Consider the following 15511-nt stretch of genomic DNA (forward strand, 5'->3'; position numbering starts at 1 on the left):
GGATTTGAGTCGAAGAAACCCACACCATGTTACTACCCGCTTGTTCTGTACCGTTCGGACCATAGGTGAGGCTGGTTAAATCAGAGGTACTGCCGCCAAAATTAAGACCGTTAACCGTAATGACTGCAGAAGTCCCTGCTAGTATCGTGGCCGGAGTCAGGCTGCTGATAACCGGTACCGGGTTAGCCCTTGTCAACGTCAGGGTGTAGCTCCTGGTGGTACTGCCATCCTGCGCCGTTACCTTCACATCAATCGTATTGATGCCCACATTCAATGCCAGTGCATTTGAAGCTGTTCCGCTGCCTACTGCAGCAAAACTACCACCGTTAACCCGTACCTCTATCGTTGCATTAGCCTGAGCGCGGGTTGGAGTAACAGTGACCGACGCGGTTGAATTCAATACCGATGCCGAATAAGCTAGTGTAGCTGCTGAGAAACCTGGACTTAATGTTCCGCTACTCAGGGATAGAGCCGATAAATTTGCATCGTCAGACAGTATTGGCGCTGTAAATATCCAAGATGCGCCTAAACCCACATCGTCCGAAGGCCCTCCAGTAATCAGCATTTTACCGTCAGCGCTTAAAGCTACGCTAAAGCCTTGGGTAGCCTCATTCGCCATACCCGTTCCTTTCAGTTTGCTTCCCTGCTGAGTCCAGGTACTCCCATCCCTTTTAAATAACCATGTAGCACCCTGGCTCAAATCATCGAATACCCCGCCAACAGCAGCAGTGTTCCCATCAGCGCTTAATGATACCGAATGGCCCTGGGCAGATAATCCGGAAGCACCTGTTCCCACCAATTTAGTTTGCTGAGTCCAGGCGTTCCCAGTTCTCGAAAATATCCATGCCCCACCCACACCGGCTAAACCATTATCATTTATTCCACCGGAAATCGCCGTATTACCATCAGCACTTAAGGCTATTGAAAAACCCTGGCCTGCTGCCCCATTGCCAACGTTTGTCCCCACCAGTTTATTACCCTGTGAGGTCCATATTCCGCTGTTACGTACAAACACCCAGATGGCCCCATTCCCGTTGTCATCAGAAGGTCCACCAAGCAAAGCAGTATTGCCGTCTGCGCTCAGGGCTGCTGCTGCGCCCTGACCCGGTGTACCGACACTGCCCGTTCCTACCAGTTTACTTCCCTGCTGACTCCACACGCCGTTACTGCGGGTGAATATCCAACCTGCGCCTATCCCCGAATTGTCACTATTCCCGCCTACCATGGCTGTGTTGCCGTCTGCGCTCAACGCCACCGAAGCTCCTTGTAAAGAGACACCGCTGTTGTCGTTAGCTGTCAGTTTCTGCTGCTGCGTCCAGGTACTGCCACTGCGGGTAAATATCCAGGCCGCCCCAACACCAGAATTGTCAGTGTCACCTCCTATAATCGCTGTATTTCCGTCAGCGCTTAGCCCGACTGCTTTGCCGAATCTCGGGGTCGTACCCACATTATTAGAGGGGAGCAACTTTGTACCCTGCTGACTCCATGTACCGTTGCTGCGGGTAAAGATCCATGCTGCTCCCATAATTAAATTATCAGTAAATCCTCCAACCAGCGCCGTGTTCCCGTCTGCGCTGATAGATACCGCTGCTCCCTGTTGGGAACCAATGCCGTTCGTCCCTACCAGTTTATTCCCCTGCTGGGTTTCCGGATATACCCTTGCGACAAGCTCGAAATTCCCGAGGCTGCTACCGGTGCCCGCTCCGGTGGTTACAGATAAAACACCTGTAGTAGCGCCCGGCATTACCAATGCTACTATACTAGTTGATGTATTGGAAACTATTATAGCGCTTTTACCTCCTATACTAACTGAATTGGCACTGCCTAGATTTGTACCACTTATGGTTACGAGGGTGCCCACCTGCCCAGTGGAAGGACTGAAAGATGTAACAGCCGGCTGAGCAAATGTTTCCAGTGAGAATAACAGGCATATGCATAGCTGAAGCAGTATGGAGAGAGAGCACTTATTCATTAATTAAATTTATGAGGTATGAATTGATCGCTGACAATGAATCAGCATTTGAATAAATATAAAATAATAACAATGAAAATATTAAGAAAATAACGGTTCCAGATAGTGCATGAGCAATCTCAACGTTTTTTCAACGGCTGGCTATTCCAACAAAATTGCTGAAGCTGTTACTTTACGAAGTAATTACTATAAAAACTAATGTCTGCAAACAATAAGCTTCCAAAAATTTATCCCGGTTATTGGTGGATCATCATTATCGCTTTAGGAATGATGATTTTGGTATGGTTATACTTCGAACAAAACATTCCATAGTATTATGCCATACAAATAATGCCTGACCTCTCGCACATGTGAATAGGACTAAAAAAGAGGCAATTACATATAAAACCAATTTCATAATTTTTCATATCTTCATCTCATCTTGTTAAAGAGCCTAAATTATGACGCCCAGTTCCAAGTATCTTTTTCGATTCCTGTTTGCGGCAGCGTCACAAATTCCTTCAACCACCTTTTCGCAGACAATAAGTACTGCAAAATTAATCGAGGCACTTCAAGCTGATGATGTTTATCAAACGGAAAAATATGGAGTAGTTTGCACAGACCTGAGTGTAAATTTTAATGAAAATGCTTTTACCGCAAAGCAGAAAGAGATACATGAATATCTGATTAGAAAGCCTGACCTACGGCTGCATATACGGTCGTTTATGTACAACCGTATAGGCCATGACAAAATAGACAAGCCGGACACTCTGGAAACAGCCGAAAATTATTTTGAGCTGATCAAAATGGCCAGTAGTTTGGGCGACGAACAGCTCTTATCTGAACTATACCGCGATTATGCTGCGGCTACAAAGGGAAGTGACAAATTATATTATTTGGTAAAGTGTCTCGAGATCCAGGACCGGATAGGCGCGAAATACTTTCGGGATATTTCTTCTACCTATTATCGGGTTTGTGAGCTTTTATATATTGTTAGCGATTATAACGGCAGCGCACGCTATGGCGCCAAAGGAACCGCTTTGTGGTCTGAAAAAGATAAAGTGGATTTCTTACACCTCTACATTTTAGCTGCAGATTTAACAGGTGCCTCATATTTGAAAATTAACAAACCGGATAGTGCCTTACTTTACTATAAACAGATCAGTAGTCTGGTTAAACAACGGATTGCCAATCCCGGTAATTATCGATTGGCCATGGCCCCTGACGTGCTTCGGATATGGGAGGGGATCGCGAAGGGAGGCATAGGGAAGGCCTATCTCCTGCAAGGTAATTATGACATTGCGTATAGCTTGTTACAGCAAAACTTAAATTCAAGTACTGAATCCGGCCAGTGGGACGATGTCGCCAACACGCTTACCTCCCTTGCAAAAATAGATGAAGTGCGACGCAATACTTCGCTAGCACTTTCAAAATATTTAAAGGCCTATTCTATTGCTTTAAGGAGCAGCAAACTCGCGGTCCTTATGACTTCTGCGAAGGGTGCATCAAATGCGTTTGCAAGCCTGCATCAGTATGATAGTGCTTACGTATATCATACACAATATCTAAGTTGGAAAGACACATTGGAAAAAAACACCAACCGAAGTCGCCTTGATATTGTAAAAGCTCAAGTAACCTTTGAACAGATGGAAAAGGTACTGCAGGAATCACAAAATGATTTAGTTAATCAAAAGCGTATCCGGAATGCCATTTTATGCGCAATACTGTTTTTAACCGTGATAGCATTATTAATATACAACCGCAAAAGATTAAAGTTAAGATTACAAACCGAAATGCTCGAGAAAGAAAAGCAGAAAGCAGACAGCGAAATAATTCTTGCCCAACAACAAATTAATCATTTCACGAACAATATTGCCGAGAAGAACAATCTGATCACACAATTGCAAACTCAGTTAACGGATAACAGCAATACAGAGATCAATATGGCTCTAAGCCAATTTGTAATCCTTACTGAAGCAGACTGGCAAGTGTTTAAAATCAATTTTGAAAAGATCAATCCCGGCTTTATAAAAAGATTGAAACTAAAAATGCCAAATATTACACAGGCAGAGCAAAGGATCATAATGCTGGCAAATCTAGGCCTTAATACCAAGGAAATGGCTAATGCTTCTGGAGTTTCTTCAGAAACCATACGTTCTATTGTTAGCCGTATGCGTAAGAAGTTTAATCTGGAGACAGATATTCATACAATTGCTAAAGAAGTATAATGATATATGGTTTGGGCACCCCCATCGGAAATCCTTTATGCTCCGACTTCAGACCTCCGACCCCCTATTTTCCGATACAAAACTTACTAAATATCGTCTCCAATAAATCATCAGTTGTTACCTGCCCGGTAATTTCACCAAGGTAATATAGTGCCTGCTTAATATCGCTTGCAAGAAAATCTGAGGTGATTGGCTGATCGATATTTTGCAAAACTCTGTTCAGGGATTCTTCAGTCTTTTGAAGCGCTTCAAGATGGCGGATGTTGGAAACCAGAACATCATCTGTATTGATGGAATGAAGATTTACTTTGCGGAGGATTTCTTGCTTAAGTTGTTCAATACCTTGTTTATTACGTGCGGAGATGAAAATGAGGACTGAAGTTTGAGGTCTGAGATCTGAAGTATGAGGTCTGAGGACTGAGGACTGATCGTCAGACTTCTGACTTCCGACATCAGACTTCCGACTTCCGACATCAGACTTCATACTAATACCCCCCAGTTGTTCTATAAAATCATCGTTAGCCAGATCTTTCTTATTAACCACCGTCAAAAACGGAATACCCAGGCTCTCAAGATATTTCATCTGTTCCACAATCTCGTCCACATCCTGCTCAGGATCAACAAGATAGATAATCAATTTCGCCTGTTTGATCTTTTCATGGGTGCGCTCCACTCCTTTGGCCTCGATGACATCTTCGGTATCGCGGATGCCGGCTGTATCAATAAAACGAAAATTGATTCCGCCGATGATCATGTGATCTTCCACCGTATCGCGGGTGGTACCCGCTATCTCAGAAACAATCGCACGTTCTTCGTTTAACAATGCATTCAGCAGGGTTGATTTACCGACATTGGGCTTGCCGGCAATAACAACCGGAACCCCGCTCTTCATCACATTGCCCTGCTCAAATGATTGAATCAGTCGGTGCAATATGCGCTGAATCTGGTAAATCAGTCCTTTGAGATCATCCCGATTCGCAAATTCTACATCTTCCTCCCCGAAATCAAGTTCCAGTTCAATCATGGATGCAAAATGAATTAATTGATCACGAAGATGTTGCAATTCGGAAGAAAAACCACCCCGCATCTGTTGCATGGCTACCTGATGCGATGCCTGAGAATTAGAAGCAATCAAATCGGCTACGGCTTCGGCCTGTGAAAGATCGAGCTGTCCGTTTAAAAATGCCCTGAGGGTAAACTCGCCAGGATTGGCCGGCCTTGCACCCTTACGAATTAATAATTTTATAATACTTTCAATGATAAAAGCAGACCCATGCGTGGATATCTCCACTACGTTTTCGCGGGTGTAGGATCTGGGTCCGATGAAGATTGAAACCAACACCTCATCCAGTACTTGTTTCCCATCCTTTATCGTCCCAAAATGAATGGTATGACTGTGCTGAATGCTCAGATCCTTTCCTCCAAAAACTTCATTCACCAGACTGATTGCATCCGGTCCCGAAAGCCGGATTACTCCGATCGCCCCAATTCCAGAAGGAGTTGCAAGGGCAATGATTGTATCAGAATTATATAAGGAAGTTCCGGCAGGTATATCAGACATTTGCTTTCAATTTTAACCATTACAAATGTCGTCATTATCCCTTCATGATAAAAGAGATTTTACTATCTTGCTTTTAGATATCGGAATGGTCTTCCGGATATATTATTTAACGATTTACAAAGCTATGAAAAGAAATGCAACAGCCCTCTGGAAAGGAAGTGGCAAAAGCGGAAATGGTATATTAAGTTCGCAAAGCGGAACCTTAAGCAAAACTCAGTATTCTTATAAATCAAGGTTCGAAGAAGGTACAGGAACCAATCCGGAAGAACTGATCGCCGCAGCACATGCAGGATGTTTTACAATGAAACTTTCATTCAATCTTGATGCAGCAGGCTTTACTGCTGATGAGCTGAGTACTCAATGTGATATTACTTTAGATGGTGGTGCTATCACCTCTTCACATTTAACTTTAAATGCTAAAGTTCCGGGGATAAGTAAGCAAAAGTTTGATGAGGCAGTAGCAGATGCAAAAGCAAACTGCCCAATCTCAAAATTATTGAACACAGATATTAGTGTGGAAGCTAATTTAATTTAGTTATCAGTTGTCTGTTACCTGTTGTCAGACTGCCGGAGTAAAATCGATAAATTAATGCACGGCTTAATTCATTGAAATTTGCCTGCAGATTAGAAAATAATCCCGTTATTAAGACCAAAAAATGAAGAAATACATTCTCTCCACAATTGCAATCCTGATTTCTCTCGGAACTGCATCTGCACAAGATCAGAAACAATTGGAATCGAAGTTCGATAGCTTTATCAGCAGCGAAAATATCGGAAAAACTATCAAAGAGCTTACCGTGAAACCACATTATTTGGGCTCTCCAGCTAGTAAGGAAGTCGCAGAAAATCTAATGGCAAAGTTCAAAAGCTATGGTTGGGATGCTGAACTTGAAGTCTATAAAGTTCTATTTCCAACACCTAAAGTGCGGATATTGGAGATGACTGCACCAACAAAATTCAAAGCTTTGCTGAAAGAGCCTGCTTATAAAGAGGATGCAACATCCGGACATCCCGATCAACTTCCAACCTACAATGCATGGAGTGCCGATGGGGATGTAAGCGCCGAACTGGTATTTGTAAACTTCGGGCTTCCTGAAGATTATGAAACGCTGGAAAAGCTGGGTATTGATGTCAAAGGAAAGATCGTGATTGCAAGATATGGAAGATCATGGCGCGGTATTAAACCAAAAGTTGCACAAGAGCATGGGGCAATAGGTTGTCTCATTTATTCCGATCCAATGGAGGATGGATATTTCCAGGGGGATGTTTATCCTAAAGGAAGTTTTAAAAACGAACACGGTGTACAGCGTGGTTCAATCATGGATATGGTTATTTATCCCGGAGATCCTTTAACGCCATTTATCGGTGCGACTGAAAATGCAAAGCGCTTAAAAAAAGAAGATGCCGAAAATCTGTTGAAGATTCCGGTTTTACCAATCAGCTATCATGATGCACAGCCATTGCTTCAGGCCCTGGGCGGACCGGTAGCACCACCGGACTGGCGCGGGGCATTACCTTTCACTTATCATATCGGTCCCGGAAAAACCTCGGTCAGGCTTAAGGTAGAATTCGACTGGAAATTGGTCCCTGCTTATAATGTAATTGCAAAAATCAAAGGATCTGTTTATCCTGATCAATGGATTATTCGCGGCAACCACCACGATGGATGGAATACCGGCGCAAACGATCCGATAAGTGGAATCGCAGCTATGATGGAGGAAGCAAAGGCCATCGGCGAATTAGTTAAAAATGGTTATAAACCAAAACGTACCCTGGTTTATTGTGCATGGGATGCAGAAGAGCCCGGACTGATTGGATCTACCGAGTGGGTGGAAGATCATGCCACTGAGCTAAAGCAAAAAGCGGTAGTTTACATCAATTCTGATGGAAATGGCAGGGGCTTCCTGTCGGCTGCAGGCTCTCATGGATTGGAATCCATGGTTGACGGAATTGCGAAAGATGTTATTGATCCTCAGACCAATGTGAGTGTTTTTGAGCGTTTAAAAGCCCGGGATATTGTTAATTCCGGATCTGATAAATCCAGAAAGGATAATATGGCTAAAAAATCAATGAGCATTGGAGCTTTAGGCTCTGGCTCTGATTATTCTGCATTCCTGCAGCATGCCGGTATACCTTCATTGAACATTTATTATGGTGGGGAGAATGCCGGAGGGGAATACCATACTGCTTATGACTCTTACGATTACTACAGCAGATTTGGCGATCCGGGATTCAGTTATGGACGTGCACTTTCTCAAACCATTGGCCGTGCTGTACTTAGAATGGCAAATGCCAATACGCTTCCGTTTGAATTTAAAAACCTGCATAAAACGATATCAACTTATGTGACAGAAATGATCAGCATGACTGATCAGATGAGGGAATCTACGCTGGTTTTCAACCAGGTGGTACAAGGTAACAACCATAAGCTGGCTGATGACCCAACCAAGCCTATAAAAGTGCCAGTCGCAAAAGTAGAAGTTCCATTTATCGATTTCTCTTCGCTTCAAAATTCGCTCGTTCAGTTGGACCAATCGGCGAATTCATTATCTGAAAACCTGAGCAAAGGAACAATTGCGAAATCAGCTCTTGAAGATATAAATAAGGCCCTCTACCGTGCTGAACAAAGTCTGCTAACAGAGCAAGGTCTGCCCCGCCGTCCATGGTATAAACATACGCTGTATGCTCCCGGATTTTACACCGGATATGGAGTAAAGACCATGCCCGGCGTGCGTGAAGCCATCGAACAGCGCGACTGGAAAGAGGCACAACAGCAGATAAATATTGCTGCAAACGCGATTGGAAGATTGGCGGAGCATTTGAAAGCAACTTCGATGATGGCTAAGTAAGACTTACGAATTTACCTGGGCATCATACCATTTAAATTCGTCAGTCGCTTATTCAGGATCAATTGGATATTAATTTGAATTTAAACCTGAAAGATATCTCCTCTGAACTTAATGTTCATCCAGCCTACTTATCAAGAGAATTTTCAAGGCATTTCAATGATCTTTCTTTTGGGGAGTACATCCGTAAATTGAGAATTGATAAAGCCATCGGATTATTGGAAAATCCTGCTTACTCGCTGTCCGAAATAGCCTATCTGACCGGATTTTCTGACCAGAGCCACTTTACCCGGATATTTAAAAAACAAACCGGGCAAAATCCATCTGTTTTCAGAAAAAACCTACAGAAAGGTAAAAAAGATACAAAAGGTTAATTGTATTCTATTTATCCCTCTTTTGTCCTCCTAATATTGTCAGAAATGAACAAAATAGTTCATCACTGATTTATGATAATGAAGAAATTTATTGAATTTTGCACAAGCAGATACCTGTTTAAATTGGTCGCCATAACAATCCTGTTATACACATCAATTGCTTACCCACAAAAACTTTCAGCACAAACAAATAGCACCATTTACCCTCGAATTGCAGGTCATGTTGGCATCGTTCACCCTATAATTTCCTTCAGCAACACAGGTTCCCATGCTAATTTTAAAGGGAGCTATACTGTTGGAATGCCCATAGGAATCAATATCTGGAAAAGTTCAAAAATTGGCTTCTCCTTCGAAATAGTTACATTTATCAGGGCAGAAAATGGCAGCAGCAGGGTGAGCAATACGCTCATTCATCCGGGTATACTGTTTGCTTTGGGCAAGGGCTATACTTTTGCGGGAAGGGCAGCATTTGAAACCTCCGGGCGTTATGGATTCACTCCGGTACTGAACAAAGTACTGATCAAAAAGAAACACCACAGCTACTTTGCAGCAATTCCCCTTCCTGTACGATTTGGCAATTCTTTACCCGCTTCATCAACCATTGCATTTCAGTTCGGAATAGGATTTTAAATAATATCATGAATCAGAAAAAATATACCCTTAGGGAATTGGTCATTTACTTTCTGAAACTGGGCACCTGGGGCTTTGGCGGTCCGGTGGCTCTGGTTGCCTACATGCACCGCGATTTGGTTGAGAACAGAAACTGGCTCAGTGAAGAGGAATATAAGGAAGGGCTTGCACTGGCACAACTGGCACCTGGTCCGCTCGCTGCACAACTTGGAATCTATATTGGATTTGTACATTATGGACTTTTAGGGGCGACATTAGCAGGACTAGCCTTTATACTGCCCTCATTTTTAATGGTACTTGCGCTTGGAGTAGCTTACCAGCTATACAGCGGCCTGTCCTGGATGAGAGAAGTATTTTATGGAGTGAGTGTCGGTGTAATTGGAATCATTGCGATCAGCGCTTATAAACTCACGATTAAATCTCTGGGCAATTTCAATATAGGATCAATCAAAAGCAACTGGCTCTTATGGATATTTTATCTGACCGGAGTGGTACTAACAGTAGTAAGGCAAAGAGAGGAAATCATGCTTTTCGTGCTCTGTGGAATAATCTATCTCTTTTACAAATCACCACCTCAATGGATAAAAAGACCGCTTACTTTACCTGTATTTTTATTTACTGGAACCGGCCTTTTGGCATTTCATGATGATCAATTGTTTGATATTGGCATTTTCTTCCTGAAAGCCGGAGCCTTTGTTTTTGGCAGTGGTCTGGCCATTGTTCCCTTTCTGCATGCCGGACTTGTTGTGGAATATCAATGGTTAACCGAAAGTCAGTTTATAGATTCGGTTGCGGTAGCAATGATCACCCCGGGACCAGTGGTAATTACTGTTGGATTTATCGGTTATCTTATTGCGGGTTTTCCAGGAGCTTGTATTGCGGCGCTGGCTACTTTCCTACCTTGCTTTCTGTTCACTGTCATACTTGCACCATCGTTTAAGAAGGTAGCTAAAAATAAAAATATCAAAGCGTTTGTCGATGGCATTACTGCGGCAGTAATCGGATCATTGCTTGGAGCGGTGATCATCATTGCTACCCGGTCCATTATTGATATTCCGACAGCATTGATTGCAATTTGCGCTGGTTTAGCTCTGGTTTATATCAAAAAAATACAGGAACCACAGATAATTTTGCTTTCTGCGATAATCGGAATTTTGATCAAGAATTTTTTCTGATCTGATAAATCCATCCCAAAATTGGTAAAGCGGAATTTTAAATAATGCTATAGCTTGATTATCAAATCAGGCAAATCATGTGAAAATCTTGTTACAAAACTGCAAATCAAGCGCTTATGCAATAAATCGATTGGTGAAATATGATGCAAACTAAAAAATCCTGTTATCTTAGAGATAGAAGCTTCAATATTTTCATTTAATTTTTAAGATTATGAAATCACCTTTTATGTCAAGTGGTCCATTAGCTCATGATTTGGGCTTGTTATTTCTTCGGATTGTTTCAGGCGCTGTAATGCTTACTCATGGGTACCCTAAATTTCAGAAAATCATAGAAGGGAACCTGAAATTTGGAGATCCTGTCGGACTAGGCCAGGTACCATCGCTCTACCTTTCAACTTTTGCAGAGTTTTTATGCGCGATTCTTGTGATCATAGGACTTTACACCCGTTTATCTTTAATTCCATTGATTATCAATATGTCGGTTGCATTTTTCATTGCGCATGCCGCTGATGATTTCGGGACTAAAGAAAAATCATTACTTTTCCTCGGTATGTTTATTGTGATATTCTTTACCGGCCCGGGACGTTTTTCTGTTGACTACAAGCTCAATAAATAATTAAAATTAATAGGATTAAAGGATTTTTAGGATTTTATGATTTTCGTCTAATACAATAATGTCATATGGATTAATCCATATGGCATTATTGTGAGCCCAATGGAGTGCAAAAAATTTACATAGGAAATAATTATATTTGCATATGGACGCCTTAATTGTTTACCCTGAAACTAAAGAGCAGCTTGCAGCTTTAAAGACCATATTGAAAGCAATGCAAGTCACTTTTGAGCAGAAAAGCCAGGGTTATCCCGAACAAGTGATAAAAAGCATTAATGAATCAAGGGCACAAGCGAACGATGGGAAGTTAAATCCTTTTTCAGGTGTCAAAGACATGCTGAATATGAAATGAGTTTGCAGGTATTTTACACACCACGCTCCAAAGAATCACTAGAATCTGTTTATAAGTTCATCCTGGATAGATTCGGTGAGCGTTCAGCAAGTAAATTTGTTTCAAAAGCTGACAAAACTATTAATCTAATTTCGCAACAACCTTTTATGTTCAAGACTTCCGATCTTGACGAAAAAATCAGAATTGCATTAATTACCCCTCAATGTTCTTTATTTTACAAGGTAACAGAGACATCAGTTCATCTATTATTTTTTTGGGATAACCGCCAGGATCCGATTCTGATCTAGTTTAATATATTCTTCAATTTCAAGAAATCTGTTAGTTCTGAAGTATAATTATAAATAATTTATTATTGATGTGAGTTCGATGTAATGAAAGGTAAAAAAGTACTGTTTAAATTCGTTAAAAAACGCTCTGGTGCCCTATTATTTGGTTTTTGAAACCAATACCTGTGTTTTATAGGCTGGTTCAGCCCTTTCCTCCGGTTAGTCCCGGCAATAAATTGCGTTCTATTTAAAATTTTGCATAGCCGGAAACTACCTCCTCCGGCAAGGTTTATCTTACCCGGTGCTGTTTTTCATCGGGACGTGCAGCCCGGCAAAAGGATCATTTGCCATTTGAAATAAACCCGTGGCAGCTGTAGCTTTTTGCCAAGCAAATTTTTATGTAAAAACGGAATTTATGGGCAAAAAATAGGGCAGAACGCGGGATTGGCAGGACTCAAGAGAAACAAGCCCTGCTTTCTAAAACAAAAGAAAATCTTCTATCTAAATTTCCCCCAGCAAGATTTCATATTGAACTTAAATATTATTATTTATTCTCTATCCCCACAACCCTTCCTCTCCTACCTGATGCATCAAAAGCAGCAAATCGAAATTTTCCTTTTTCAGTTAAGGGGTCAGTATAAATCGTACTTCCGGATACCGGATCTGAACCATCTTTGGTATATCTGATTTCAAGTCCGGGGAGCTGAATATTGGCATATACCCGACCATCCCTAAGCTTCAATCCCGGTTCAGGAATGCGATAGGAAAATCCTCCATTATAATAAGTCAAACGCGGCAATTCACGCTTCCCAACGCGATTGGCAAAAGAAGACCAGGAATTTTTATAGTAAAGATCATTCAGTATCGAATACTGCCCAACTGCCCATTCAGGCTCTTGTGCCCATGCTCTCTCGGCAAGTCCCAGCAATTTCGGGAGCATCATATACTCCAATCTTTCTTTGCTTACATTATTCTCAGACCATAACAATCCCTGCAGACCGACGATATTAGATTTACCATAATCAGTCAGCCTGATCATTTTAGTCTGATCCAGATCTTTGATCGACCTGCCTTGTCCGTCTTCTTTGACATTCTTCAAAAAATCATAAGGAATGAAATAAAACGGTTTGTCAACATCAACCATCCCGCCCCATTTATAGCCTGGCTCATAATAAGAGCTATTATAAGCCAGGTCAAAATATTGATTCGAAACAGGTGAAAGAACTACTTTATAACCTCCGTTTGCCAGTTTGTAAGCCAGATCTTCTGCACCCCAACCTATCACATTATTCCATACATGCAATTGGAAATGATCGTCCGCGAAATCAGGATTGGCAATATAATGTGGTTTGCCATCGAGGGTAGTTTTACGCATTCCTGCTTCTTCCCAGCCTGAAACGAAGAGACCACGTTTTTTAGCCATTGCATTTATTTTTCCGAAATAGTAATACCAGAGATCATCCGTAGATTTGATCTCAGGATTTGTATTTTTAAGTTTGAGATATGCCGGAGATTTCTCCCATACCTTCGCAGGCACTTCATCCCCACCATAATGGATCGTTTTTAAAGGTGCACCTGCTTCTTTATACATCAGAATCAGTTCATCAGTCACCCTTTCAATGAAATTGTAAACTGAGGGTAAGGCTACATCCATCACATTATCATTCCAACCCTGGACGGAACGGTATTGGGATTTATCCTGAGGATCAATCAAACGGTATCTGTTCGCTTCAACTGGTTTCCCTGCTTTCATCAGCTTCTGATACCTGCTTTCCATCGCTTTAATCGCCGCACGGGCATGACCCGGAGATTCAATTTCAGGAATTACCTGAATATGCCGTGCAGCAGCGTATTTAAGAACTTCAATAAAATCTTTACGGCTTAAATGTCCGCTGCCGGGCAATTGATTTGGAACACCCCCTGATGCAAATGCAGGTTGGATATTACTTTTATGATCAATAGTATGTGCCCTAACACTTCCTACCTCGGTTAATTCAGGAAGCGATGGAATTTCAACCCTCCAGCCTTCATCTTCAGAAAAGTGGAAATGAAATACATTCAACTTATATAAACTCATCAGATCCAGCACTTTAAGGATCTCATCTTTGGTTTGAAAATTCCTTGCCACATCCAGCATAAAACTCCGGTATCCAAAACGGGGCATATCCTTCACTTCTACACCCTGAAGAATTATTGAATTTTGTTTGTTCTTCCAGCTTAATGGGGATATCAGGCTCTTGAGCGACTGAATGCCGTAAAATGCACCTGCTGGTGTTGAAGCAGCGATCAATATTCCCTTATCCGAAACACTTAATTCATAGCCTTCTTCTGCAATTTTAGGATCTCTTCTTAAAACGATACCATTAGTGTTGTTCTGCTTGATTGTAGGTTTAGAATTAAGCAATTTACCAAGCTCTTCAATCAAATATCCAGCCTCCTTAACAAATAATGGGTCTGAAGAAATACCGGTATTCCCGCTAATTCTATATTCTTCATTCATTGACTTATACTCCAGCGGACTTGGGAATATCAGCGGCAATTTCGATGTCTCAATATCCTGAACATCCTGATTCTTGGAATACACATATACAGGATCCATCCAGGTTTTTGATGCCGGGAGTGAATTTAGAAACTCGACTGAGGGATCCGGATAAGTACATTTTACAGGAATTACCTTTTCAGGTATGCCTGAAAGCACGAGATAAAAACCTTGCGGTGATTGAGTCACATTCTCAATATTCCCTGATCTGACCATTTGAAAATCCATTCTTGCCCCTGCCGAAATGCCATCAGAAGCTGCATTTGGCTCAATTTTATAGAGATCTCCATTGACAAATGAAATTGTTAAGCCTCTGCTATCCGGTTTGGGGAAATCACCTGAATAATTAAAATATAAAGTCCATCCATTTGAAGGTAAATCAATTGTGGATTCATTAGTCAAGCTCAGAACTGAAAGTGATTGACTTTTACCTTCAAAATTATTCTGAACCGGCTGCCATTGAGCACTGATCTTAAAATCTTTGGTTTTACTTTGTGCATGAATCTGATTAGAAGAAATTAACAGAATTAAGCTCAGGATAAAGCAGGAAAAGATACTGCAAAGGGGTCTTTTAAGAATCATATTTTGGGTGTTCATAATTGCAATCCCAAATTACAAAAACATTGTTGTCTGGTGAAAATTTAGTTATCAATAAAAAAGATTTACTAAAGAACCGGAAGTTTTGGCAGAGGAAGCAGGCGCTACAGGCGGGCGCTCAATGTCATTATTTAAGCATTCAAGATTTCTGTTTGGTACCGTTTTGCTCATTTGCCTTGTAGAGGCCACATGTCATAACAGATTAGCCGACCCCGAAAGTGGTCGTATGTCTACCATTACCACATACGACCACCTTCCTTTAGATTAGTAATCTCTAAGAAAGAGTGGTTATTGTTATTGTAGGATTTTCTTTTTGCTTCTTTTTCTTTTGTTAATAACTGAAATTTATGTGTAAAAGTTAACACTGACAGAGGCGACT

The 15511-nt window shown here is 41.5% G+C and carries 12 protein-coding genes; 9 read left to right on the top strand and 3 right to left on the bottom strand.

All coding sequences use genetic code 11. The annotated features are described in order from the left end of the window. On the bottom strand, nt 1–1972 hold a 1972-nt coding region (locus Q8M41_RS04645; protein ID WP_305364082.1), incomplete at its 3' end, for a cadherin-like beta sandwich domain-containing protein. Between the two features lie 440 nt (nt 1973–2412). Here Q8M41_RS04645 and Q8M41_RS04650 point away from each other — a divergent pair. Next, on the top strand, nt 2413–4179 hold the full coding sequence (locus Q8M41_RS04650; protein ID WP_305364083.1) for a hypothetical protein: 1767 nt from the start codon (nt 2413–2415) through the stop codon (nt 4177–4179). 64 nt (nt 4180–4243) lie between these two features. On the opposite strand, the gene mnmE is transcribed toward Q8M41_RS04650, so the two are convergent. Then, nucleotides 4244–5740, bottom strand: coding sequence for a tRNA uridine-5-carboxymethylaminomethyl(34) synthesis GTPase MnmE (mnmE, locus tag Q8M41_RS04655; protein WP_305364084.1), 1497 nt, complete (start codon nt 5738–5740; stop codon nt 4244–4246). A 124-nt stretch (nt 5741–5864) separates the two neighbouring features. Here mnmE and Q8M41_RS04660 point away from each other — a divergent pair, with 124 nt between their 5' ends. The 8 genes from Q8M41_RS04660 to Q8M41_RS18185 all read left to right on the top strand — a co-directional run bounded on the left by Q8M41_RS04660 (nt 5865) and on the right by Q8M41_RS18185 (nt 12017). Continuing rightward, complete coding sequence (locus tag Q8M41_RS04660; RefSeq protein WP_305364085.1) at nt 5865–6275, top strand: OsmC family protein; 411 nt, start codon at nt 5865–5867, stop codon at nt 6273–6275. A 121-nt stretch (nt 6276–6396) separates the two neighbouring features. Continuing rightward, nucleotides 6397–8589: a M28 family metallopeptidase gene (locus tag Q8M41_RS04665; RefSeq protein ID WP_305364086.1), complete on the top strand. Its 2193-nt coding sequence runs from the start codon at nt 6397–6399 to the stop codon at nt 8587–8589. Between the two features lie 62 nt (nt 8590–8651). Beyond that, nucleotides 8652–8960 carry an AraC family transcriptional regulator gene (locus Q8M41_RS04670; protein WP_305364087.1) on the top strand — a complete coding sequence of 103 codons (309 nt, stop codon included), beginning with the start codon at nt 8652–8654 and terminating at the stop codon, nt 8958–8960. A 78-nt stretch (nt 8961–9038) separates the two neighbouring features. Further along, nucleotides 9039–9590 carry a hypothetical protein gene (locus Q8M41_RS04675; protein ID WP_305364088.1) on the top strand — a complete coding sequence of 184 codons (552 nt, stop codon included), beginning with the start codon at nt 9039–9041 and terminating at the stop codon, nt 9588–9590. Between the two features lie 8 nt (nt 9591–9598). After that, a complete protein-coding gene (locus tag Q8M41_RS04680; protein ID WP_305364089.1) occupies nt 9599–10765 on the top strand; it encodes a chromate transporter in 1167 nt (388 codons plus the stop codon). Between the two features lie 211 nt (nt 10766–10976). Continuing rightward, nucleotides 10977–11381 carry a DoxX family protein gene (locus tag Q8M41_RS04685; protein WP_305364090.1) on the top strand — a complete coding sequence of 135 codons (405 nt, stop codon included), beginning with the start codon at nt 10977–10979 and terminating at the stop codon, nt 11379–11381. A gap of 142 nt (nt 11382–11523) precedes the next feature. After that, nucleotides 11524–11730, top strand: a complete 207-nt coding sequence (locus tag Q8M41_RS04690; protein ID WP_305364091.1) for a DUF2683 family protein — start codon at nt 11524–11526, stop codon at nt 11728–11730. Further along, on the top strand, nt 11727–12017 hold the full coding sequence (locus Q8M41_RS18185) for a type II toxin-antitoxin system RelE/ParE family toxin (protein WP_370870439.1): 291 nt from the start codon (nt 11727–11729) through the stop codon (nt 12015–12017). Before Q8M41_RS04690 ends, Q8M41_RS18185 begins: the two co-directional genes overlap by 4 nt. A 523-nt stretch (nt 12018–12540) precedes the next feature. Here Q8M41_RS18185 and Q8M41_RS04695 read toward each other — a convergent pair. Beyond that, on the bottom strand, nt 12541–15117 hold the full coding sequence (locus tag Q8M41_RS04695; RefSeq protein ID WP_305364092.1) for a family 20 glycosylhydrolase: 2577 nt from the start codon (nt 15115–15117) through the stop codon (nt 12541–12543). Between the last annotated feature and the right edge of the window lie 394 nt (nt 15118–15511).

Source organism: Daejeonella sp., assembly GCF_030684675.1.
Lineage (GTDB): Bacteria > Bacteroidota > Bacteroidia > Sphingobacteriales > Sphingobacteriaceae > Daejeonella.

What these genes read in the sequence shown, in the direction of transcription:
- Q8M41_RS04680 (WP_305364089.1), top strand. Translation starts at nt 9,599, where the DNA reads ATGAATCAGAAAAAATATACCCTTAGGGAATTGGTCATTTACTTTCTG.
- Q8M41_RS04685 (WP_305364090.1), top strand. Translation starts at nt 10,977, where the DNA reads ATGAAATCACCTTTTATGTCAAGTGGTCCATTAGCTCATGATTTGGGC.
- Q8M41_RS04690 (WP_305364091.1), top strand. Translation starts at nt 11,524, where the DNA reads ATGGACGCCTTAATTGTTTACCCTGAAACTAAAGAGCAGCTTGCAGCT.
- Q8M41_RS18185 (WP_370870439.1), top strand. Translation starts at nt 11,727, where the DNA reads ATGAGTTTGCAGGTATTTTACACACCACGCTCCAAAGAATCACTAGAA.
- Q8M41_RS04660 (WP_305364085.1), top strand. Translation starts at nt 5,865, where the DNA reads ATGAAAAGAAATGCAACAGCCCTCTGGAAAGGAAGTGGCAAAAGCGGA.
- Q8M41_RS04695 (WP_305364092.1), bottom strand. Translation starts at nt 15,117, where the DNA reads ATGATTCTTAAAAGACCCCTTTGCAGTATCTTTTCCTGCTTTATCCTG.
- Q8M41_RS04665 (WP_305364086.1), top strand. Translation starts at nt 6,397, where the DNA reads ATGAAGAAATACATTCTCTCCACAATTGCAATCCTGATTTCTCTCGGA.
- Q8M41_RS04675 (WP_305364088.1), top strand. Translation starts at nt 9,039, where the DNA reads ATGAAGAAATTTATTGAATTTTGCACAAGCAGATACCTGTTTAAATTG.
- mnmE (WP_305364084.1), bottom strand. Translation starts at nt 5,740, where the DNA reads ATGTCTGATATACCTGCCGGAACTTCCTTATATAATTCTGATACAATC.
- Q8M41_RS04650 (WP_305364083.1), top strand. Translation starts at nt 2,413, where the DNA reads ATGACGCCCAGTTCCAAGTATCTTTTTCGATTCCTGTTTGCGGCAGCG.